Source organism: Shinella lacus (genome assembly GCF_010994755.1).
GTDB classification, from domain to species: Bacteria; Pseudomonadota; Alphaproteobacteria; order Rhizobiales; family Rhizobiaceae; genus Shinella; species Shinella lacus.
In genome coordinates this window covers 145,611-166,440 of record NZ_WHSB02000003.1, presented here as the reverse complement: position 1 = coordinate 166,440, position 20,830 = coordinate 145,611, and the positions used below count along the sequence as shown (strand labels likewise).

General features: G+C 61.9%; 17 protein-coding genes. 6 read left to right on the top strand and 11 right to left on the bottom strand.

Annotated features, from left to right (window positions below; genetic code table 11):
* Window positions 1-29 precede the first annotated feature (29 nt).
* From GB927_RS08900 to GB927_RS08880, 5 genes are all read right to left on the bottom strand, one after another.
* Window positions 30-1,064 (bottom strand): zinc-dependent alcohol dehydrogenase, encoded by a 1,035-nt coding sequence (locus GB927_RS08900; protein WP_256116365.1) that lies wholly within the window; start codon window positions 1,062-1,064, stop codon window positions 30-32.
* A gap of 67 nt (window positions 1,065-1,131) precedes the next feature.
* Window positions 1,132-1,884, bottom strand: coding sequence for an enoyl-CoA hydratase/isomerase family protein (locus GB927_RS08895; RefSeq protein WP_256116364.1), 753 nt, complete (start codon window positions 1,882-1,884; stop codon window positions 1,132-1,134).
* 3 nt (window positions 1,885-1,887) lie between these two features.
* Window positions 1,888-2,877, bottom strand: coding sequence for an ABC transporter permease (locus GB927_RS08890; RefSeq protein WP_256116363.1), 990 nt, complete (start codon window positions 2,875-2,877; stop codon window positions 1,888-1,890).
* Window positions 2,865-4,370: a sugar ABC transporter ATP-binding protein gene (locus tag GB927_RS08885; protein WP_256116362.1), complete on the bottom strand. Its 1,506-nt coding sequence runs from the start codon at window positions 4,368-4,370 to the stop codon at window positions 2,865-2,867. Before GB927_RS08885 ends, GB927_RS08890 begins: the two co-directional genes overlap by 13 nt.
* 36 nt (window positions 4,371-4,406) lie before the next feature.
* Window positions 4,407-5,471 carry a sugar ABC transporter substrate-binding protein gene (locus GB927_RS08880; protein WP_256116361.1) on the bottom strand — a complete coding sequence of 355 codons (1,065 nt, stop codon included), beginning with the start codon at window positions 5,469-5,471 and terminating at the stop codon, window positions 4,407-4,409.
* Between the two features lie 159 nt (window positions 5,472-5,630).
* On the opposite strand from GB927_RS08880, the gene GB927_RS08875 reads away from it, so the two are divergent.
* From GB927_RS08875 to GB927_RS08855, 5 genes are read left to right on the top strand one after another with little or no spacing between them, the layout of a single operon-like run.
* On the top strand, window positions 5,631-6,665 hold the full coding sequence (locus tag GB927_RS08875) for a LacI family DNA-binding transcriptional regulator (protein ID WP_256116360.1): 1,035 nt from the start codon (window positions 5,631-5,633) through the stop codon (window positions 6,663-6,665).
* A 1-nt stretch (window position 6,666) separates the two neighbouring features.
* A complete protein-coding gene (locus tag GB927_RS08870) occupies window positions 6,667-8,235 on the top strand; it encodes an acyl CoA:acetate/3-ketoacid CoA transferase (RefSeq protein WP_256116359.1) in 1,569 nt (522 codons plus the stop codon).
* A gap of 55 nt (window positions 8,236-8,290) precedes the next feature.
* Window positions 8,291-9,904 carry a GMC family oxidoreductase gene (locus GB927_RS08865; RefSeq protein ID WP_256116358.1) on the top strand — a complete coding sequence of 538 codons (1,614 nt, stop codon included), beginning with the start codon at window positions 8,291-8,293 and terminating at the stop codon, window positions 9,902-9,904.
* Window positions 9,901-11,415 carry an aldehyde dehydrogenase family protein gene (locus GB927_RS08860; RefSeq protein ID WP_256116356.1) on the top strand — a complete coding sequence of 505 codons (1,515 nt, stop codon included), beginning with the start codon at window positions 9,901-9,903 and terminating at the stop codon, window positions 11,413-11,415. The genes GB927_RS08865 and GB927_RS08860 overlap by 4 nt, the downstream gene beginning before the upstream one ends.
* Window positions 11,412-12,203, top strand: coding sequence for a shikimate dehydrogenase family protein (locus GB927_RS08855; RefSeq protein WP_256116355.1), 792 nt, complete (start codon window positions 11,412-11,414; stop codon window positions 12,201-12,203). Before GB927_RS08860 ends, GB927_RS08855 begins: the two co-directional genes overlap by 4 nt.
* Window positions 12,204-12,416: 213 nt before the next feature.
* Here the strand turns inward: GB927_RS08855 and GB927_RS08850 are convergent, their stop codons facing one another.
* Window positions 12,417-13,082: a hypothetical protein gene (locus tag GB927_RS08850; protein WP_256116354.1), complete on the bottom strand. Its 666-nt coding sequence runs from the start codon at window positions 13,080-13,082 to the stop codon at window positions 12,417-12,419.
* A gap of 381 nt (window positions 13,083-13,463) precedes the next feature.
* On the opposite strand from GB927_RS08850, the gene GB927_RS08845 reads away from it, so the two are divergent.
* Window positions 13,464-14,528, top strand: coding sequence for a helix-turn-helix domain-containing protein (locus GB927_RS08845; protein WP_256116353.1), 1,065 nt, complete (start codon window positions 13,464-13,466; stop codon window positions 14,526-14,528).
* Between the two features lie 16 nt (window positions 14,529-14,544).
* Here GB927_RS08845 and GB927_RS08840 read toward each other — a convergent pair whose 3' ends face one another.
* The 5 genes from GB927_RS08840 to GB927_RS08820 all read right to left on the bottom strand — a co-directional run bounded on the left by GB927_RS08840 (window position 14,545) and on the right by GB927_RS08820 (window position 20,820).
* Complete coding sequence (locus GB927_RS08840; protein WP_256116352.1) at window positions 14,545-15,351, bottom strand: SDR family oxidoreductase; 807 nt, start codon at window positions 15,349-15,351, stop codon at window positions 14,545-14,547.
* 60 nt (window positions 15,352-15,411) lie between these two features.
* Window positions 15,412-16,545, bottom strand: a complete 1,134-nt coding sequence (locus GB927_RS08835) for a Gfo/Idh/MocA family protein (RefSeq protein ID WP_256116971.1) — start codon at window positions 16,543-16,545, stop codon at window positions 15,412-15,414.
* 53 nt (window positions 16,546-16,598) lie between these two features.
* On the bottom strand, window positions 16,599-17,651 hold the full coding sequence (locus tag GB927_RS08830; protein ID WP_256116351.1) for a sugar phosphate isomerase/epimerase family protein: 1,053 nt from the start codon (window positions 17,649-17,651) through the stop codon (window positions 16,599-16,601).
* A 44-nt stretch (window positions 17,652-17,695) separates the two neighbouring features.
* Complete coding sequence (gene iolD / locus GB927_RS08825; protein ID WP_256116350.1) at window positions 17,696-19,537, bottom strand: 3D-(3,5/4)-trihydroxycyclohexane-1,2-dione acylhydrolase (decyclizing); 1,842 nt, start codon at window positions 19,535-19,537, stop codon at window positions 17,696-17,698.
* Window positions 19,538-19,626: 89 nt separating this feature from the next.
* The gene (locus GB927_RS08820) at window positions 19,627-20,820 is read right to left on the bottom strand and encodes a Gfo/Idh/MocA family protein (protein WP_256116349.1); all 1,194 of its coding nucleotides are present in this window, start codon (window positions 20,818-20,820) and stop codon (window positions 19,627-19,629) included.
* Window positions 20,821-20,830: the final 10 nt, after the last annotated feature.

Sequence of the window (20,830 nt, the reverse complement as noted above, 5' to 3'; positions counted from 1 at the left end):
GGGCGCTCAGCAAGCACTACGCCAAGCTTTCATACGATGATCTGCATCTTCAGGATGCCGGGATCTGCGGCAAAGGCTTCGATCGCGTCCTGCACTTCGGAAAGGGTGCGGGTCTCCTGCAGGAAGGGCCGCACGTCTATGCGTTTGAAACGCAGGAGGGTCAGGGCGTCGTGCATGTCGTCGCCCATGGCCGCCACGGAGCCTCGTATCCCGGTCTCTTTCAGCACCATCTTCTGCGGTGCGAACCGGACCACCGCATCCTCGCCCCCGAGACCGAAGGCGGCGATTCGCCCGCCCGGCCGGACGAGATCAAATGCCCTTTCGTAAAGCGCAGGCAAGCCGACGCTTTCGATGACGACATCGGCGCCGCGCCCACCGGTCACCGCCCGCACAGCGGAATCGAGCGTGCTCATATCGGAAACGACAACATCCGCGCCGCATTTCTTCGCCAAACGCAACCGCTCGGGATTGAGGTCGGCGGCTATGATCGGCGCCGCCCCGATTGCGCGCGCAAGCTGGATATGAAAATTGCCGACCGGCCCGGCGCCGATGACGAGCACGCTCTCACCGAACCGGATCGCGCTCTTTTTCGCGGCGCGTACCGTGCAGCCCAGCGGTTCGGCCAGAGCTGCGACATCGAACGGCATGTCATCGGGAATCGGAATGACGAGGCGCTGTGGGACCTTCACATATTCCGCGAAGGCGCCGTTAATGTGGATGCCTAGCTGCTTCACCTCCGAGCAACTCATCACCTCGTTCTTGCGGCAGTAGAAACAGTGACCGCAACCGATATTGATATCCGCGATCACCCGCATGCCGACATCGACCGCTATGACGCCATCGCCAACTGCCGCGACCGTTCCGGAAAACTCGTGGCCGGGGATGAGCGGCAACCAGCCGGCCGCGTAGTGTCCACGGTAAATATGGATGTCGGTGCCACAGACCCCTACTCGCGCCACCTTGATCAGCACGTCACCGGGGCCAATCTGCGGCATCGGCACCATCTGTATCTCGAAGGCTCCCGGACGGACCAGCACAGCGGCGGTCATCGTTTTCGGCAACATGGAAACTCCTCTTTTCCGTGGCGCCGCCAACCTTCTATGGGCGCCGCTGGCGACTTCAGTCGGCGCCCTATGCCTTGCGGCGGCTATCCAGGAATGCCTGCTTGCGGGCGCTCGCCTCCTCGCGCGTTGCGGTAAAGCCGGCCAACGCGGCCTCCTTGGCCGCGATCAGCACGCTGGGATTGCCAAACATTGCCTTGATGTAACCTTGCGTGGTGGTATCGCACGACAGAAGGCTGTCGATCAGACCCATCAGCGTCCTATCCAGATCGTCCGGCGCACACAGTCGCTGCACGATCCCAAGACGTTCGGCGCGCTCCGCGTTGATCGGATCGCCAGTGAGAAGCACATCAAGGATAGTCCCCACACCGCAAAGCTTGGTAAGGCGCGGCACGCCGCCCCAGGCCGGCGTGTTACCGAGACGGGCTTCGGGGAAACCGAACCGCGCCTGCGTCGTCGCAATCCGGATATCGCCCGCCAACGCCAGCTCGAAGCCACCGCCGAGCGCAGCACCTTCCACCACCACGACGACCGGAACGGGCAGATCCGCCAGCTCCTGAAATGCCTTTGCACCGAGCAGGGACAGGCGTTGCGCCTTTGCAGGCGTTATGTCCGCCCAGTCGTTCAGGTCCGCGCCCGCGCAGAAAAGGGGCGACGTGGACCGGAGAACCACGAGCCGAAGGTCAGGCGTCATCCGTGTGTCAATCGCCGCGTCGAGCAGGTCCGAAAGCAGAGCCTCGTCGAGTGCGTTTCTTTTCGCCGGACGGTCGAGCCAGAGGCTCCGGCAGCCACGCGGGTCAGTTTCAATCTTGAGATTGGACACGGTTCAAGCTTTCTGCAGCCGGTTGGACAGCAGTGCGAGGATGATGACCACACCGATTGCGACCTGCTGGTAGAAGGCTTGTACGTTCAGGAAGGTCAGGCCCGCCTGCAACGTGGCGATCAGGAGAGCGCCGATGACAGCGCCGAGCATGCTGCCCTCCCCACCGTTGAGATCGGCACCGCCCATGACGGCCGCGGCGATCGCGGGCAGGAGAAGGTCCGCGCCGAGCGCCGGATCGGCCGCGCCGAGGCGCCCCACCGTCACCATAGCGCCGACGGCGGCGAGCGAGCTTGAGATGACATAGGCGATTGCGGTGTAGAAGCCTACCTTGATGCCGGCAAGGCGCGCAACTTCGCGGGCACCGCCGAGTGCGATCAGATACTCTCCGAGCTTCGTCATCCGCATGACGACGGAGGAGACGACAAGGACCACAAAGGCGATAACGATCGGCGTCGGTATCGGTCCGATCTTCCCGGCGAGCAGGTCGCTGAACTCGGGCGGTATGCCATAAACGGTCTGGCCGCCGGAGACGATCAGCGCAAGTCCCGAGAAGATGCTCATTGAACCCAGCGTCACGACGAAGGGCGTGATGCCGCTGAGCGTGATAATGGTGCCGTTAAAAAGCCCTGCGAGCGCGCCCGTAGCAAGCGTGCCGAGCACGACGACGGGCAAGGGATAGCCCTGTGACATCAACAGGCCGCTGACGACGGCAGAGAGTGCCAGCGCCGTACCGATCGACAGATCAATGCCACCGGTGATGATGACGAAGGTGACAGCCATGGCGAGGATGGCCGTTACCGATGCCTGAAGCACGATATTGACCAGGTTGTAGCTGCTCAGGAATTCGGGATCGATCGCCGTGAAGACCAGCACGGTCATGATCAGAGCGGCGATGATCCCGAGCTCGCGCCATTCGCTGAACAGCCGACGGACCGACCACTTCTCGGTCGCAGCTGCTCCAGGTGACGCATTGGCCGCTTCTAGCTTTGCCATGTATTTCCTCCACTCGCGAATGCGATGATCCGCTCTTCCGTTGCTTCAGCGCGCGCGACTTCACCGGACAGCGTGCCTTCGCGCATGACGAGGACGCGGTCGCTCATCCGAAGGACCTCGGGAAGATCCGACGAGATCATCAGGATAGCCGCGCCCTTATCGGCGAGATCGCGCATGAGCGCGTAGATTTCGGCCTTTGCGCCCACGTCGATGCCGCGCGTCGGTTCGTCGAAGATGAAGATGTCGCATCCGCTCAGAAGCCATTTCGCGAGCACGACCTTCTGCTGATTTCCGCCGCTGAGTTGGCCCGCAAGCCGCGTCGTCGGCATTCGCGCACCGACCGACGCGAGCGCGCTTTTCGCGTCAGCCGCCTGTTTCGTGCGGTTGATGAACCCCATGCGGGTGGGTACGCGGGTCAGCGTCGCGTTCTTGGCAAGTGACATGCGCAAGGCGAGCCCCTGATGCTTGCGATCCTCGGTGAGGAACGCGATGCCCGCACGCACCGCATCGCTCGGCGATGAAAGAGAGAGAGCCTTGCCGTTGACGGAGACCGATCCCGCATCGATACGATCGGCACCGGCGATGCAGCGCGCGACTTCCGTTCGCCCGGCGCCGACCATACCGGCCATGCCGACGATTTCGCCGCGGCGCACCTCGAAGCTGACGTTCTGAAAAACGCCGTTGCGCGCCAGGCCATCGACCTTCAGCGCCACGGCGCCGAGCGTCGCTTCATGCTGGATTGCGAAATCTTCGAGTGATCGACCCACCATCATCTTGACGAGGGATGTCTCGTTGAGATCCGGGCCACGCAGGAGTGTTCCAACATATTGGCCATCCCGCAGCACCGTCGCCCGGTCCGCAAGGTCGAACACTTCCGCCAGGCGGTGCGAGACATAGACGAGCGCGTGCCCGTCTGCCCGCAGCTCGCGCAGGATGCTGAAGAGCTTCTCCGATTCCTTCGTGCTCAGGCTCGCTGTCGGCTCGTCAAGAATGATGATCTTGGCATTCGCCGCAATGGCCCTCGCCAACTCGACCGTCTGCTGTTGGCCCACGCTGAGGCGCGATACGGGGACATGCGGGTTACCCTGGAAGTCCAGCCGCGCGAGTGCGGCAAGTGCCTCGCGCCGCGCCGCCGACCAGTCTATGAACCCGGCAACCGACTTCTCCCAGCCGAGGACGATATTCTGGATAGCCGACAGTTGCGGCACGAGGCTCAGTTCCTGATGGACCATCGAGATGCCCTTGTGCAGGGCATCTACGGGGCCTCGAATCGAGACCGGCTCGCCTGAGAGTTCGAACGCACCTTCATCCGCGGAATAAGCACCGAACATCACCTTCAGGAGCGTCGACTTGCCAGCTCCGTTCTCCCCCATCAGGGCATGAATTTCACCCGGATAGAGATCGAGATGGACGTTTTGCAGTGCCTTGACGCCCGGGAAGCTCTTCGAGATTCCCTTGAGGCTCAGAAGCGGCTTTGCGGTGGATGCGGACATGATGCACTCCGGACCAGATTGAGCGTGAGGCCGCGCCTACTTGTTGTAGAGACCTTCCTTCACCTCATACTTGTCGTCGAAGAACTCGGTCATGTTGTCCTTGGTAATGAGCTGCGCGGGCGCAACGATCCAGTCCGGGACCTGCTGGCCACCGAGCAGGCGAACAAGCGATTCCACCGACCAATAGCCCTGGTAGTAGGGAAGCGGCGTGACCGTTGCGGTGATCGTCCCGTTCTTGATGCCGTCAAGTGCGGCAGGAATGCCGTCCGTGCCAATGACGATGATCTTGCCGGTCAGACCCATGTCGGTGACCGCCTTGGCGACGCCAACGGCCATCGTGTCGTTATTGGCGTAGATCGCTTTGATGTCGGGATTCTTGCGCAGGATCGTCTGGGTCGCATTATAAGCCTGGGTTCCATCCCAGTTACCCGGAACGCTCGCCACGAGCTTCAGGTTCGCGTGTTTCGCAATGCCTTCCTTGAAGCCCTTGATGCGCAGAATTGCAGCACTCGAGCCGGCTTGGCCCTCGATCTGCGCCACCTCGCCGCCATCCGGCAAGTGCTCGGCCATGTAATCGGCCGCAACCACGCCGTTCAGCTCGTGGTTCGGGCCGATATAGACCGTTGCAGCGATGCGCGCATCGTCAGCATTGGCGATCGGCACGTTGCGGCTCTGCAGCTCGCGCACGGCCGGCGTGAGGTTTGAGACGGACACCGGCGAAAGCACGTAGGCATCGAAATTGCGGCCGATCATCGTCTGGGCGATGGTGAGCTGCTGGGTCGGGTCCGCCTCGCTGTTGGCGGCCTGGATGGTGACCTCGACGCCGAGATCCTTCGCAGCCGCTTCCACGCCCCTCGCGATGCCCTGCCAATACTGGTTGGTGAGGCTCTTCAGGACGACGCCGATCTTGACGCCTTCCTTCTTCGGCGCCGCACCCAGCGTCTTGCTCAGCTCGGCGCCGACGATCTGCTTGGCCTCGGGCTTGTCGGAATTATAGGTGTAGTCAGCGGCGAACGAATGAGATGCGAACAGCGCCACGCCGCATGCAAGCGCGGCAATAGCGGAAACCCGCAGGCGGGACGTCGTATTGGTGTAGGCCATCGAAGTTTCTCCTCCAAGAACGATGATCGACCGGAAACCGGTTTCCTACCTATAGTTCCTGCAATTGAACGATGCAATAGACAAAAAAGTGATGATTTAAGAAACCGGTTTCCTTTCAAAATCCGTTATGGTACCAGAATCCGAGGAGGCCAAGATGCTATGGCAGTGACAATTACAGACGTCGCAAAGGCGGCGGGCGTGTCGAAGGCGACCGTTTCGAAATTTCTGAACGGCACCCATTACGTCTCGCAGGAAACCAAAGAGCGTATTGCGGCTGCCGTGTCCGAGCTCGGTTATGCGCCGAACAGGGTGGCACAGGGGCTGAGCCTTAAGCGCAGCCACACGATCGGCCTCGTCGTCGCCAATATCGGCAACCCCTTTTATGCAGAGCTTATTCGTGGCGCCGAGGAAGTGGCCGCTGCCCGCGGATACACGCTCCTTCTCGCCAGCACCGACGGCGAGCCAAGACGCGAGAGCACGATCGTCAATGCGATGCGTCAGCGTCAGGTGGACGGCATCGCCTTCGCCTCCGTCAGGCTTGCGGACCGCGAGGTGACGGCGCTTGCAAAGGACGGCGTCAACGTTGTTCTCGCAAGCCGCCATCTGCCGGATGCGGAGGTTGACATGGTGCTCGTCGACAGCGTCAAGGGTGCCAAGCTCGCCGTCAATCACCTCCTGCAGCACGGTCACAGATCGATCGCCTATGTCGGCGGTCCCCTCAGCATTGCCCAGTTCCAGGATCGCTTGAAAGGATGGAAGGGCGCCCTTGCCGAGGCAGGCATCGAGCCCCCGGCCATGCATGAACTGTCGCTCGATCGCATGGATGTCGAGGCCGGTCATCAGGCAGGTCTCAGACTTCTGAGGCTGGAAAACCCACCGACCGCAATCTTTGCGGCAACCGACAACCTTGCCTTCGGGATCATGCAGGCATGCGACGAGATGAACCGCACCATCCCGGGCGAATTGGCTCTCGTCGGCTTCGACGCCGTGCCTTTCGGCGCGGTTTCACTCTCACCGCTTACCAGCGTCGATGGCTCGGGGCTGATCATGGGCCAGCGCGCCCTCCAGCTTCTCATCGACCGCATCGAACGGGACCAGCGCACGCCGGCCGAAAGCCGGCAGGTGCGCATGGTCCTCCAACCTACGCTTTGCATCCGACGCTCTTGCGGCTGTCGGTCAGGCACGGAGAATTAGAATGAAGATCGTCGATAAAGCCGGCTTGCGGCAGGTGATCGAGACCATCGCCGAGGGCGCAACGGTTGCGATCTCGGGCGCAGGCGGCGGCCTGCTCGAACCGGAAACCATTCTCGGCGCCTTCGAGGAGACGTTCCTTTCGACGGGTCGCCCTTCGCAGCTTACACTGATCCACGCACTCGGCATGGGCGATCGCATCGAGAAAGGCACCAACCGTTTCGCCTATGAAGGCATGGTGAAGCGCGTCATCGGAGGCCACTGGATCTGGTCGCCGCGCATGCTCCGCCTCGCCCAGGAAAACAAGATCGAGGCCTATTGCCTGCCGAGCGGCGCGATCACCAATCTTTTCCGTGAGATCGGCGCCCGGCGGCCGGGTCTTTTCACTCATGTCGGCCTCGGCACCTTCGTCGATCCGCGTCTTGGCGGCGGGCGCTGCAATGATCGGACCACGGAAGAAATCATCGAGCTTTTTGAAATCGACGGTCGGGAAGTGCTTCGCTATAAGCCATTCCCCGTTCATGTCGCAGTTGTCCGCGGCACTTTCAGCGACGAGCTCGGCAATATCAGTGCGTCGGAAGAACCGGCGGATCTCGATTCCTACTCGATCGCCCTTGCCGCCAAGAACAGCGGCGGCATCGTCATCGCGCAGGTTCGGGAGGTGGTGCCGAAGGGCAGGCTCCGACCGCGCGAAGTGTCCATTCCCGGCAACCTCGTCGATTATGTCTTCGCCGACCCGGATCAGGCCCAGACCTATCACGGCCCCTATGACCTCGCGCTCGCCGGCCTTGGTCCGCATGAGACGCCCGTCGAGCTGCCCGCGACCGCAGATATCGTGCGCCAGATCGTGGCGCGTCGGGGCGCCGTCGAGCTGATCAAGGGTGCGACCATCAATTTCGGCTTTGGCATGTCGGCCGGTGTTGCCGAGCACATTGTGCGGGCAGGCGAAAGCAGTCACTACTGGTTCACCATCGAACAAGGCATCCACGGCGGCGACCTGTTAACCGGAGACCTGTTCGGCATCGCCGCCAACCCGGTCGCAATCCTGTCTGCGAGCGAACAGTTCGATCTCTACAGCGGTGGTGGCCTTGACCAGACCTTCCTCGGCCTTGCCGAGATGGACCGGTTCGGCAATGTCAACGTCTCGCATTTCGGCGGCCAGATCAGCGGTCCCGGCGGCTTCATCGACATCTCGCAAGGCGCGAAGAATGTCGTCTTCTGCGGTAGCTTCGATGCCAAGGGCGCAAGCATTGGCCTCGCTGACGGTGGATTGAAGATCGAGCGGCACGGCCAGATCACCAAGCTGGTCGAGCAGGTGGCCGGGATCACCTTCAGCGGCAGCGAAGCGATCAAACGCGGCCAGACCGTCCACTACGTCACCGAACGCGCGGTCTTCAAGCTGACGGATGGCGGCGTGGAACTGATCGAGCATGCGCCCAGCGTCGATGTCCGCACAGATATTCTCGAACGCATGGCCTTCGCGCCGATCGTGCGCAACCCGGTCGAAATGGACAAGGCCCATTTCGCACCCGCATCGTTGAACGATACCGGAGAAATTTCCGTCTCCGCATAATAGGAGACCGTGTTTCGGCGCTCAGCAGGGCCGCCGCATGGGAAGAGGCTTTTCAATGACTTATGACTATATCATTGCGGGCGGCGGAGCCGCGGGTTGCGTTCTGGCGGCGCGATTGAGCGATTCGGGTGCGACCGTTCTTCTTCTCGAAGCGGGCTACCCGGACAACCACCCGTTCATCCATGTCCCTGCCGGCTTTACCAAATTGAGTGGTCCGCGCGTCAATTGGGGCTTCCGCACCGTTCCACAGAAACACCTCAACAACCGCGACATGTGGTATCCGCAGGGTAAGACGCTCGGCGGCGGCAGCTCCATCAACGCCATGATCTATACCCGCGGCCATCGCACCGACTACGACAGATGGGCAGCCGGCGGTGCGCATGGCTGGTCCTACGACGACGTGCTCCCCTATTTCCGGAAGGCGGAATCGAACGCGCGATTTTCCAACGAGTACCACGGCGTCGATGGACCGCTTGCCGTCTCGGATGCGATCAGCCCCCTGAAGATTTCTGCCGCCTTCATCAAGGCCGCGCAGGAAGCCGGCATTCCCTACAACCCCGACTTCAACGGCGCCGAACAGGAAGGTGTCGGCTACCACCAGACGACTACCCGGGACGGCCGGCGAGGAAGTTCTGCGGTGTCCTACCTGCGGCCTGCGCGCAAGAACAAGGGCCTCACGGTGATCACACGGGCGCAGGTCGGCCGGCTGATCCTCGAGAACGGTCGCGCCGTTGGCGTCGAATATCGTGTCGATGGTTCCACCAGTATCGAGCGCGCCCATGCTGGCCGCGAAATCGTCGTGACGAGCGGCGCCATCGGCTCGCCGAAACTGCTCATGCTGTCCGGAATTGGCCCGGCGGAGCACCTTGGCAAACATGGCATCCCTGTCGTCGCCGATATCAAAGGTGTTGGCGAAAACCTGCAAGACCATCTCGACTGCTACACAGTCTACGACTGTAGCGGCCCGCACAGCTACTATGGGGTTGACCAGCATATCCGCCAGGCGTGGTGGGTGCTGCAGTATCTGCTGTTTCGCAACGGTCCGGTTACCACCAACATCGTCGAGGCCGGCGCCTTCGTGAAGGCCGATCCCACATCGGAAATTCCCGACACCCAGCTCCATTTCTTACCGGCCTATGTCGTCGATCATGGCCTCATGCGCATCCCGGGATATGGTGTCTGTCTTTATACGAATCTGCTCAGGCCGAAGAGCCGGGGAACGGTTCGGCTTGCAAGCGCAGACCCAACGACCGCCCCACTCATCGATCCCAACTACCTGTCGCACCCGGACGATATGCGCATGGCGGTTGCCGGCCTGAAACTGGCACGCGAGGTCATGGCCGCCCCGTCGATGCGCCCGTACCTCAAGACCGAACGCATGCCCGGCCCGCAGATGAAGACGGACCAGGAGCTTGAAGCCTATGTGCGCCAGTGGGCAAAGACCGATTACCACCCGGTCGGCAGTTGCAAGATGGGAACAGACGACCTCGCCGTCGTCGATCCCGAACTGCGCGTGCGCGGCATCGAGGGCCTTCGCGTCTGCGATTCCTCGGTCATGCCGCTCGAAATCAGTGCGAACACCAACGCACCCACCATCATGATCGCTGAGAAGGCATCGGATCTCATCCTGGCCGCAGCGGGTCACAGTGTGAAAGGAACCGCACGATGACGATTGACCAGGCAACCGGGATCAAGGCCCAATCCTACCAGCAATGGATCGACGGGAACGCCTGCGACGCGGCCTCCGGCGAGCGCTTCACCCGCTCGAGCCCTGCCCATGACATCGTGGTCGGCGATTATCCGCTCGCCGATGTCGCCGACACGGACCGCGCGGTCGCCGCCGCGCGCAAGGCATTCGACACCGGCCCATGGCCACGCATGAGCGGCGCTGAGCGCTCGCGCGTCCTCTTTCGCGTGGCCGATCTCGTCGAGACCCACAAGGACCAACTGGTCCTCGCCGACGTCCTGGAAGGCGGCAAGCCGATCACGCAGGTCCGCGCGGAGATCGCGGGCGCGATCGACCTCTGGCGCTACGCCGCCGGGCAGGCCCGCTCCCAGCATGGTGAAAGCAACTCCAGCCTCGGTCCCCACATGCTCGGCCTGACGACGCGTGAGCCGGTCGGCGTTGTCGCGCTCATCACGCCCTGGAACTTCCCCTTCGTGATCCTCAGCCAGAAGCTGCCCTTCGCGCTGGCGGCCGGCTGCACCGTCGTCGTCAAGCCCAGCGAACTCACCCCCGGATCGGCACTGCGGCTCGGCGCCATCCTCGACGAAGCGGGCGTGCCTGCCGGCGTCGTCAACATCATCGTTGGCTATGGCGCAACCGTTGGCCAGCGGCTTGCCGAGCACCCGAATGTGGACATGATCTCGTTCACCGGCTCCACCGCCGTCGGCAAGGGTATCGTCCGCGCATCGGCAGGCAACCTCAAGCGTGTCGCACTCGAACTCGGCGGCAAGAACCCGCAGATCGTCTGCGCGGATGCCGATCTCGACGCTGCGGCAGATGCCGTCGTGTTCGGCGTCTTCTTCAACGCCGGCCAGTGCTGCAATTCGTCAAGCCGCCTCATCGTCGAAAAGTCGATCAGCGAGGAATTCCTCGCCCGCGTCGAGGCCTTGACGAAGCGCGTAACCGTCGGCGACCCGCTCGACGAAGCGACCAAGGTTGGCGCAATCGTCAACCAGAACCAGATGGACCGCATCCTCGGCTTCGTCAGCGGCGCGCGTAGCGACGGCGCGAAAGTCCGCCTCGGTGGGACGCGCATGGAGACCGCCAAGGGCCTCTTCATGACGCCGACGGTCGTCAGCGACGTCACCCGCCAGATGCCGATTGCAACCGACGAAGTCTTCGGCCCGGTGCTCTCGACACTGACCTTCGAGGATCTCGATGACGCCATATCGATTGCCAATGGCACGCATTATGGCCTGTCCGCCGGCATCTGGACGAGCCGCTACGAAAGCGCTCTCAAAGCAGGTCGCGAACTTTCGGCAGGCACGATCTGGGTGAATTGCTGGATGGACGGTTTTCCCGAAATGCCTTTCGGTGGCATGCGCGAAAGCGGAATCGGCCGGGAACAGGGTCCACACGCGATTGAAGACTTCATGGAAACGAAGTCGGTGCTGTTCCACCAGGGACCGCGGACCAATCTCTGGGTGCCGGCGGCTGGAGTAGGTCGGCAATGACAACGATCTTCGGCATCGTCGGTGATCCCATCGCACAGGCCCGCTCCCCCGAAGTCTTCAACGCGCTCTTTCGGGAAAGGGGTATCGATGCCGTCATGGTTCCCATGCACGTCACGACCGGCGATTTCGAGGACGCGCTGAAGGGCCTGCGACACATGCGCAACCTCGGGGGATTGGTGATCACGGTCCCCCACAAATTCGCCGCCGCGCGGCTTTTGTCGGATGCCTCGCATCGCGCCGAGATCGCGCACGCCGCCAATGTGATCCGCCCGACGAAAGACGGGTGGGCGGGCGACCTCTATGACGGCGAAGGATTTGCCATCGGGGTGGAGGCCAGACACGGACCCATCGCGGGCCGGCGCTGCGCTATCGTCGGTGCAGGTGGGGCGGGCACGGCTATAGCGCTCTCCCTCATCGACCGGGATGCGGCGACAATCCGGATCTTCGACATCAACCAGCCACTCGCCGAACGCCTCAGCGCGCGGCTTGCCGCGCATACGGCAGTCCCCATCACCGTCGGTCCACCATCCGCACTCGATGACATTGCGATCAATGCAAGCTCAGCCGGTATGTCCCCCACCGACGCGCTCCCCTTCGACCCGGCAGGTCTGCGACCGGGGGCGTTGGTGTGCGAGGCCATTATGAAGCCGCCGAAGACGCGCCTGCTGGCAGAAGCCGAAAATCTGGGACACCCCATCCAGGAGGGCCGTCACATGCTCGACTACCAGGTGGAAGCGATCTGGAACTTCTTTCGTCTTCCCGGTTCCTGTGCCGAGGACAGCGTATAACGAAGGACTCAACCCTTGTTCAATAGCATTGCAGCGCGGTTGATAATCGCAACACCGTTCGCCGCACGGTTCAAGCGTAGCCACGCTATTTCCAAGCGCATTCCCACTCTGCAACCACCTGCATTGGCCAGAAGTTTCCTAACCTGTTGTCGGAACGTCTCGGGCTTCGGGAACCCCTTAGGCGGCGGATGATGAACCACAAAGCCCGATGCGCTAGAGCTTGACGGTTCTCAAAAGCCTGGCAATTGCTGCAAGTGAAGTTTCCCCTTTGCCATCTATGGCGCAGACGACATTGCGGTTAAATGACATTCGGTAAGAGGCAGGAAACAAGTAGACGAGAGCGTGGCTCACGGCAAGATTGTAATCCCTTACAGTATCTTTGGTGCCACCGTAGTTCTTCGGGCCGTCATGCCAAAGGTGTCCATCGAAGCCGATCCTGTTGCCAAATCTTTGCATCTCCATCAGTTTCGCGTTCGGCGTGCCTCCCCTCTTGTTCTGCCAGCGCTCGAACGTCCCCATCGCCTTTACGCGTAATCCTTTGACATTATTGCCAACATTCTGGACCTGACCCTTGATGTACTGGGCAGTGACGTTCTGTCGCTTCCTCGGATCGCCAAACACCATTGGAAGAGCGGCGACCGGTCCCGTGAGAGCAATGGACGAGCTGCCGGTATAAGCGCTCAGTCCCCGGATGATTGTGTCCATGTCCTTCGCAAACAGAACGAGACTATTGCCACTTCTGGGTCCAAAGTCGGTTACCATGGGCCTTATCAACGTTTTATTGTCGATCAAGGTGATGCCGATCGTAACACTCCCATTAACAAGATCTGGGTTCTCTGCGGCTTCGTCAACATCAATATAACTCTGCGTAACGTACATTTTCCCCTCGAATATCATGGCGGATGGCCAAGTGCAGGTCGATCCGGTTTGTTCTTCAAAGAGGTCGCTATTCTCCCGCGATCCGAATGTCTCCGGAACCGGATAGGTCTCTCTTCTCTTCGCGTCATGATGACTTATGCAACTCATGGCCGGCACGGACACCGTCTCCACGCGGAGGAGACTGTCTGAATGGAGCGACGTTACAGTCAAGACGCATAAAGGCGGTTTGGACGCTGTGATAAGCATCTGGGACGGGCGGTATAGAGACCGGACTGCCCTGTCACCAATCGGCGAGAAATGCCCCTGACATGGTCCTTGAATATCGTCGGAGGTCGGGCCTATTATTTAGCTGGATGTACATCTCCACCCGTCGAAAGTTTCATGACAAAACATTCGCTTCCCAACGCCGCCTCGACCATCGATTGCTTCAAGATGATCTTCCCCGAGGCCGATCCCCAGGCGCTGGCAGCATACAGTGAAATGATGCTTCCGCTGTTCGAGTTCGAGGTGCCGGATTCTGGCGGAATGACACCGTTCTCTTCTGAGTCAGAGATCTATTGCCTACCGGACGTCACCGTTTCGCGTGCAAGAGCGACCGCCTCCCGGTTTACGCGGACAGTGCGAACGATTGCCAGGTCGGCGACCGACGATATCCTGGTCGTTTGCTACACGAGCGGCCATTTTACCTATCGTATCGGCGATAAAACCCGGCGGGTCGAGCAAGGAGAACTTGCGTTCTTCGATCTCTCACAGGAGATCGTCATCGAGGCACCGTCTGTCGAGAATATCAGCCTCGCCATTCAACGGCGGAAACTGGAGCGGGCCATTCCGCTGCTTGACAGCGCGCATGGTCTTGTGGTCCGGCCAGGAGCACTCTCAAGAATACTGATCGGCATCATGGAGCACACCATGGAGATGGGGCCGGCGATACAATCGCCGCACGCAAGCCCGATCGCCGAGGCGATGATCCTGCTCGTCAAATCCTGCCTTGAAACCATATCACATTCAAAGGTGACGCCCGACATACAGGGGAGCACCGTGTCGCTTGCAAGCGTGAAAGCTGCAATCGAACGTAGATTGACCGATCCCGATTTGGGGGTCCAGGCATTGCTCGAGGAGTTCGGCATGACGCGCTCGACGTTGTACCGCGCCTTCGAGCCGCTTGGAGGCGTCACCGCCTACATCACCGAGCGACGATTGCGGCATGCGTTCCGCCGGATGACCGACCCTTCCGAAAAAAACCTGCGCGTCTCGAACATGGCATTCGAACTTGGCTTTGCGCATGCTTCGACCTTTACGCGCTCCTTTAAGGCGCTTTTCGGCCTGACGCCCAAGGATGTTAGGACGCTCGCCATCCGCCCGGCCGGCAAGGACATTCCGTTCCCGGTATCGCCGGAAGCGATCCCTTATATCCATCCGCTGGTGCCGCGGCATATTGAAAGCTAGGCCCTTTTCGCCTGCATCACAGAGCCGAATTCGCGTGCGGCAGGCTGTCATAGGCGCCCCAGATCGCCTGGTCGAAGTTTATGATCGCACCGGTCATCAGGCCGGATTCCCCGGACGCAAGGAACGCGATTGCCCGGGCGACCTCTTCGGGCTCGATCAGGCGGCCATTTGGTTGGGCGACGACGGCTTTCTCGAGCCAATCGGCCGGCTGGCCGTCCAGTTCGCGTTGCGTCCTGTCTTCTCCCTCGGAGGCCATCCAGCCGATGTTGAGGCTGTTGACGCGGATGCGGTTCCGAAGTGCGGCGTAAGCGGTGTTGCGTGTGAGCGTGTCAAGGGCGCCCTTGGAGGCGCTGTAGGCGGCCAGGAACGGTTGTCCGCCCATCGAGGACATCGTCGAAATGTTGACGATGGTTCCCGCAATGCTGTCGCGCTTGAAAAGCTCGATCGCGCTTTGAATGAGGAAGAACGGCGCCCGGGTGTTGACCGCAAACAGCTGGTCGAAGAGTTCCGGGCTAGTGCTGAGGATGGTCCCGCGATTTGTCATGCCGGCAGCATTGACCAAGCTGTCGAGCCGACCGAACCTTTTGTCCGCCGCAGCGATGACGGCCTTGCAATCCTCCACATTCGATAGATCGGCTTTGACGAAAACGGTCTCGGCACCCAGAGCTCCAAGCTGGGCCGCCTGTGCCGCACCTTTTTCTTCAGATCTCCCGCAAATGACCAGCCCCTTCGCGCCGCGTTCCGCAAGAAGCTTTGCAGTTGCGGCACCGAGTCCCTGGGTGCCGCCTGTCACGACGATGATCTTGTTTTCAAACTGTGCCATTCGGATTTCCTCTCCTGCGCTTACGCGTTGTCTTGCGGTTCGGCTTGTCCGGTGCGCGCTCTAAGCGAACTGCAACGACAACCATCCACCATTGTGCTTCTCATGGCTGTCGACGACGGCATCGACGAAGGCGACGCCTTTAAGTCCGTCATAGGACGACGGTAGTCCCTCCCCGAACGTCCCGGCCGAGGCTCCGCTCTCCTTCTCCCGGATGGCGGCGGCGAAGCCGGAATAGAGGTTCGTGAAGGCTTCGATATAGCCTTCCGGGTGGCCCGGCGGCGTCCGGGTTCGAATGCGCGCACCATCGGTGAGATCGTCGCGGCCGCGCTTGATCGTGGCTGGAGCGCCGAAGAGCCCGGTGAAGACCAGCTCATTCGGCTGCTCCTGATGCCAGACGAGACTGCCTTTCTCGCCGAAGACCCGCAGCCTCAAGCCGTTCGACTGGCCGATCGCCACCTGTGAAGACCACAGAAGGCCCCGCGCACCACCTTCGTAGCGGATCATCACGTGGGCGTTGTCGTCCAGTGCTCGCCCCTCGACGAAAGTCGCGAGATCGGCGGCGACGGCCTCGGCCTTCAATCCGCTTACGAAACCCGCGAGATGATAGGCATGAGTGCCGATGTCACCAATCGAACCGCCGCGCCCGTTCTTCTTCGGATCCGTGCGCCAGGCCGCCTGCTGGTTGCCTTGCAGTTCGATCCCTGTGGCCATCCATTCCAGCGGATATTCGACCTGCACCACGCGGACTTTGCCAAGGTCCCCGCGCGCAACCATTGCGCGCGCCTCATGAACCATCGGATAACCGCTGTATGTGTAGGTCACCCCGAGGAAACGCCCCGTCGTTTGCGCCAGGTCATGAAGAGCGATCGCATCCTCGACGGTTGTCGTCATCGGCTTCTCGCAGATGACGTCGAACCCGGCTTCGAGAAACGCTTTGGCGATCGGAAAGTGCGTATGGTTGGGCGTGCAGATCGCAACGACATCGATGCGGTCATCCCGTGTGCGCTCTCCCGCGACCATAGCGAGATAGTCGCCATAAGAGCGGTCCCGGTCGATGAAGTTAGTAGAGGCGAAACTGTGCCCCCGTTCGGCATCGACATCGAACGCGCCTGCGACGAGATCGTAGTGGTTATCGAGACGTGCGGCAAAGCGATGGATGCCGCCGATATAGGCCCCTTCGCCGCCACCGACCATGCCGAGACGAAGACGACGGTCGGACAGGTTTGTTTTCGACACGGACAAGGCCCTTAGATCCCGAGAATTTCTTTGTTGACGGACCGGTCCGCGCCGGACTTCACGAAGTCGTCGAAAGCGCGATCCGAAACTTTGATGATATGGTCGCGAATGAAGCGTGCGCCCTCGGCCGCACCGTCTTCCGAGTTTTTCAGGCAGCACTCCCACTCGAGCACTGCCCATCCGTCAAAGCCGTAGCCCGTGAGTTTCGAGAAGATGGCGCCGAAATCGACCTGTCCGTCTCCCGGCGAGCGGAAGCGGCCGGCGCGGTTGACCCAAGGCTGATACCCGCCATAGGCCCCCGTCTTGCCCGTGGGCCGGAACTCCGCATCCTTGACGTGGAAGGTCTTGATACGCTGGTGGTAATGATCGATGTAGGCGAGGTAGTCGATCGACTGGAGCACCAGATGGCTCGGATCGTACATGATGTTGCAGCGCGCATGGTTGTCGACGCGCTCCAGGAACATCTCGAAGGTCAGGCCGTCATGCAGATCCTCGGTCGGATGGATTTCGTAGCAGACGTCGACCCCCTCCTGGTCGAAGGCATCGAGGATCGGCCGCCATCGCCGCGCCAGTTCATCGAAGCCATCGGAAATCAGCCCGTCCGGCCATTGCGGATAGGGGTAGAAATAGGGCCACAGAAGCGTTCCGCTGAACGTCGTATGACGATCGACACCGAACCGGCGCGAGGCCTTGGCAGCGCAGAGCAACTGGTTGACAGCCCATTCCTGCCGGGCCTTGGGATCACGGTGCACCCTGGCAGGCGCAAAAGAATCGGCCGGCAGGTTGAAGGATGGGTGAAGGGCGACGAGTTGTCCCTGCAAGTGACTGGCAAGATCCGTCACGACGAGGCCATGCGCGTCAAGAGTACCCTTGATCTCGTCGACATAGTCCTGGCTATCCGCCGCACGTTCGAGATCGATCACCCTGCTGTCCCAGGTCGGGATCTGTACGCCCTTGAACCCCTTGTCGGCAGCCCAACCCGCTAAGCCCTTCAACGAGTTGAAAGGCGCTTCATCGCCGGCAAATTGCGCAAGAAACACGCCGGGACCCTTGATGGTTCTCATGCTTGTCGTCCTCAGATCAAAATGGTGTCGAGGCAGTGCCGCGATTAGACGCCGACGCGCTGTTTCCTGCGACCTTCAAGCTGGTCCTTCGAAGCGGCGTTGACTTCCGCCCGCTCGCTCACCTGCGGCACGCCGACATCCCACCAGGCGTCGCCCGGCGTCCAGGTGAAGGCGTCGGAGACGATGGTGATGACTGTGGTGCGGTCGGTCGTCTGCGCCCATTCGACGGCGTCGCCGAGATCGGCGAGGCTTTCGACGCGGCGCGTCAGCGCGCCCATCGCCTCGGCATGTTTGGCGAAGTCGACGGCGAAGGGTTCCTTGACGCGGCAATCCTTGATGAGATTGTTGAACCCCGGCGTGCCCTTGGCGTTCTGCAGGCGGTTGATCACCGCATAGCCGCCATTGTCGCAGACGAGGAGGATCATCTTGTGGCCGGAGAGCACGGTCGAATAGATGTCCGAGTTCATCATCATATAGGTGCCGTCGCCGATCATGACGATGGGCGTGCGGGTGGAGTCAGCCATGGCGGCACCCCAGCCGGCGGCGATCTCGTAGCCCATGCAGGAGAAGCCGAACTCGCAATCGAAGGTGTTCGGCGCCTTGACGCGCCAGTTCTTCATCACCTCGCCCGGCAGGCCGCCGGCGGCGGTGATGATCAGGTCACGGTCCTTCGCCTTGGAATTGACGATGCCGACGACCTGGGCATAGGTCGGCACCGGCGCATTCGTGGGCTTCTGGTAGCCGTCGAGCGCATCGTTCCACTTGGCGAATTCCAGCCGGCCCTTTTCCGTCCAAGCGCCATCGGCCTTGTGGTCGCCGAGCGCTGCTTCCAGTTCGCCCACCGTTTCCAGCGCATCGCCGACGACGGCGACGGCGCGGTGCTTGTTGGCATCCCAGCGCGCGGCGTTAATCGAGACGAAGCGGGCGTCCGGCGAAAAGGCCGTCCAGGAGCCGGTGGTGAAATCCATCAACCGCGTGCCGACGGCGAGCACCACGTCGGCTTCCGCCGCTAGCGCATTGGCCGAGGTGGAGCCGACAATGCCGATCGGGCCGACATGGGCCGGGTGGTCGTGGGTGACCGTGCCCTTGCCGGCAATGGTTTCGCAGAGCGGGATGCCGTGTTTTTCGGCGAAGGCGGCGAGTGCCGTTTCCGCACCGGAATAGCGCACGCCGCCGCCGGAGATGATCAGCGGGCGTTTTGCCGCTTTCAATACGCGCACGGCTTCTGCAAGGCTGTCGCGATCGGGGCGCGGGCGGGGAACCTTGTGGACAGTCGGCGCGAAGAAGCTCTCCGGATAGTCCCAGGCGACTTCCTGCACGTCCTGCGGCAAGCCGATGAAGGCGGGGCCGCAATCGGCCGGGTCGAGCATGACGGCGACGGCCTGCGGCAGCGAGGAAAGGATCTGTTCCGGATGGACGATGCGGTCCCAATAGCGCGTCACGGCCTTGAAGGCGTCGTTGACGGTGATCGTCGGATTGCCGAAATGCTCGACCTGCTGCATGACCGGGTCGGGACGACGGTTGGCAAAACTGTCGCCGGCAAGAAGCAGGATCGGCAGGCGGTTGGTATGCGCCACGCCCGCGGCCGTCACCATATTCAGCGCGCCGGGGCCGATGGAGCTGGTCGCGACCATGATCTGGCGGCGGCGCGTCGCCTTGGCGAAGCCGATCGCGGCGAGCGCCATCGACTGCTCGTTCTGGCCGCGCCAGGTCGGCAGCGTGTCCTTGACCGCTTCCAGCGCTTCCGAAAGGCATGTAACATTGCCGTGGCCGAAGATGGCGAAGACGCCGGGAAACAGCGGCTCGCGCTGTCCATCGATCTCGGTGAACTGGTTGCAGAGGTAGCGCACCAGGGCTTGTGCCATGGTCAGGCGGATGGTGGACATGGTAAACCTCCCTGAGCTGGCCTCCGGCGCCGGCTCCTATTGAGAAACTTTTATTTCATGTAATTATTTTTTGCAATACTTATTGCAGATCAGAACTGCAGGGTGCAATCCGCCCAGGCGCCGCTCGACTGGCTGGACGCCAGCGCCGCCTCGATGAACTTCACGCCGAGCGCACCATCCTCCACCGTCGGATATTCCAGCAACCCTTCGGGCAAGGTCCGGCCGAGGCGCCGCGCCTCGACGGCGATGGCGAATTCCTCGTAGAGATTGCCCCAGGCATCGCTCAACGCCTCGGGATGGCCGCGCGGCATGTGCACGAAACGCGCCGCATGCACGCCGATGCCGGCACCCTCGCCGCGCGTGAGGATGCGCGCGGGTTCGCCGAAGCGGCGGAAATGCAGGAGTTCCGGCTCTTCCTGGTTCCATTCCAGGCTCGCCTTGTCGCCGAAAGCGCGGATGCGCAGGCCGCAATGGGCGCCGGGCGCGACCTGCGAGATCATGATCGTGCCGGGAATATCGCCCTCGTAGCGCACATGCATGAAGGCGGTGTCCTCCAGCGCCTTCGGCGGCCCGAGCGTGTGGAACTCGGCGCGCACCGCCGTGACCGGGCGGCCGCAGACGAAGGCGCCGAGATGGTGGCAATGGGTGCCGATATCACCGGTCGTGAAGGTAGGGCCGACGATAGACGGATCGACGCGCCATTGCGCGCCGGCACCGGCATCCTTCGGCGGCGTCAGCGCCCATTCCTGGAGATATTCGACATGCACCTGCTGCAACTTGCCGAGCGCGCCCTCGCGGATCATCTGGCGGGCCTGGCGCACCATGGCGGAGGCGGCATAGGCATAGGTCACGCCGAAGACGAGGCCCGTTTCCTTCTGCCGGCGCACCAGATCGAGCGCATCGTCGAGCGTCGTGGTCAGCGGCTTGTCGCTGATCACGTCGATGCCCTTTTCCATGAAGGCGACGGCGATGGCATGGTGGGAATTGTTGGGCGTGGTGATCGCGACGGCATCGATGCCGTCCGGCCGCGCCGCCTCGCGCTCCGCCATCACGCGGTAGTCGGTATAGATGCGATCGTCGGCGAGCAGCCAGGCCCGTCCGGATTCCTTTGCGACCTGCGGCCGGGACGACAGCGCGCCGGCAACCACATCCCAGCGGTTGGAGAGCCGCGCACCGCGCGCATGCACCTTGCCGATGAAACTGCCCTGCCCGCCGCCGACGACACCGAGCCGCAAGCGGCGCTCGGCCAACGGGAATTCTGCCTTGTCGGAACCCTCTGCCATTGTCACCTCC

What these genes read in the sequence shown, in the direction of transcription:
- GB927_RS08900 (WP_256116365.1), bottom strand. Translation starts at nt 1,064, where the DNA reads ATGTTGCCGAAAACGATGACCGCCGCTGTGCTGGTCCGTCCGGGAGCC.
- GB927_RS08890 (WP_256116363.1), bottom strand. Translation starts at nt 2,877, where the DNA reads ATGGCAAAGCTAGAAGCGGCCAATGCGTCACCTGGAGCAGCTGCGACC.
- GB927_RS08885 (WP_256116362.1), bottom strand. Translation starts at nt 4,370, where the DNA reads ATGTCCGCATCCACCGCAAAGCCGCTTCTGAGCCTCAAGGGAATCTCG.
- GB927_RS08880 (WP_256116361.1), bottom strand. Translation starts at nt 5,471, where the DNA reads ATGGCCTACACCAATACGACGTCCCGCCTGCGGGTTTCCGCTATTGCC.
- GB927_RS08875 (WP_256116360.1), top strand. Translation starts at nt 5,631, where the DNA reads ATGGCAGTGACAATTACAGACGTCGCAAAGGCGGCGGGCGTGTCGAAG.
- GB927_RS08870 (WP_256116359.1), top strand. Translation starts at nt 6,667, where the DNA reads ATGAAGATCGTCGATAAAGCCGGCTTGCGGCAGGTGATCGAGACCATC.
- GB927_RS08865 (WP_256116358.1), top strand. Translation starts at nt 8,291, where the DNA reads ATGACTTATGACTATATCATTGCGGGCGGCGGAGCCGCGGGTTGCGTT.
- GB927_RS08860 (WP_256116356.1), top strand. Translation starts at nt 9,901, where the DNA reads ATGACGATTGACCAGGCAACCGGGATCAAGGCCCAATCCTACCAGCAA.
- GB927_RS08855 (WP_256116355.1), top strand. Translation starts at nt 11,412, where the DNA reads ATGACAACGATCTTCGGCATCGTCGGTGATCCCATCGCACAGGCCCGC.
- GB927_RS08850 (WP_256116354.1), bottom strand. Translation starts at nt 13,082, where the DNA reads ATGTACGTTACGCAGAGTTATATTGATGTTGACGAAGCCGCAGAGAAC.
- GB927_RS08845 (WP_256116353.1), top strand. Translation starts at nt 13,464, where the DNA reads ATGACAAAACATTCGCTTCCCAACGCCGCCTCGACCATCGATTGCTTC.
- GB927_RS08840 (WP_256116352.1), bottom strand. Translation starts at nt 15,351, where the DNA reads ATGGCACAGTTTGAAAACAAGATCATCGTCGTGACAGGCGGCACCCAG.
- GB927_RS08835 (WP_256116971.1), bottom strand. Translation starts at nt 16,545, where the DNA reads ATGGTCGGTGGCGGCGAAGGGGCCTATATCGGCGGCATCCATCGCTTT.
- GB927_RS08830 (WP_256116351.1), bottom strand. Translation starts at nt 17,651, where the DNA reads ATGAGAACCATCAAGGGTCCCGGCGTGTTTCTTGCGCAATTTGCCGGC.
- iolD (WP_256116350.1), bottom strand. Translation starts at nt 19,537, where the DNA reads ATGTCCACCATCCGCCTGACCATGGCACAAGCCCTGGTGCGCTACCTC.
- GB927_RS08820 (WP_256116349.1), bottom strand. Translation starts at nt 20,820, where the DNA reads ATGGCAGAGGGTTCCGACAAGGCAGAATTCCCGTTGGCCGAGCGCCGC.